We start from the raw sequence: 237 nt of genomic DNA, 5'->3' as shown, positions 1-237 counted from the left end.
CTCGGTGGCGTATCGCATCGCCTCGTCGTACCGCCCTGACCTGCGGGGGGATTCGGCGAGCCGGTACAGGGCGTGGGCCTCACGCCCCCGGAAGCCGGCGGACCGGCAGGCCGCGAGGCACTCGGTGTAGCGGTCGATGGCGTCGTCGTACCGCTCGTGGTCGTGCAGCGCCAGAGCCAGCAAGTACAACGCGCAGGCGATCCCCGGAAGGTCGCCCATGGGGCGCAGGGTCACCAG

General features: G+C 71.7%; 1 protein-coding gene. It reads right to left on the bottom strand.

Annotated features, from left to right (window positions below; translation table 11 throughout):
* On the bottom strand, positions 1 to 219 hold a 219-nt coding region (locus KVT45_RS55690; protein ID WP_217562784.1), incomplete at its 3' end, for a tetratricopeptide repeat protein.
* Between the last annotated feature and the right edge of the window lie 18 nt (positions 220 to 237).

Origin of the sequence: Streptomyces sp. GbtcB6 (assembly GCF_019091475.1) — a bacterium.
GTDB lineage: Bacteria > Actinomycetota > Actinomycetes > Streptomycetales > Streptomycetaceae > Streptomyces > Streptomyces hyaluromycini.
Note: the sequence above shows the minus strand (reverse complement) of the source record. Positions and strands in the feature narration are given on the sequence as shown.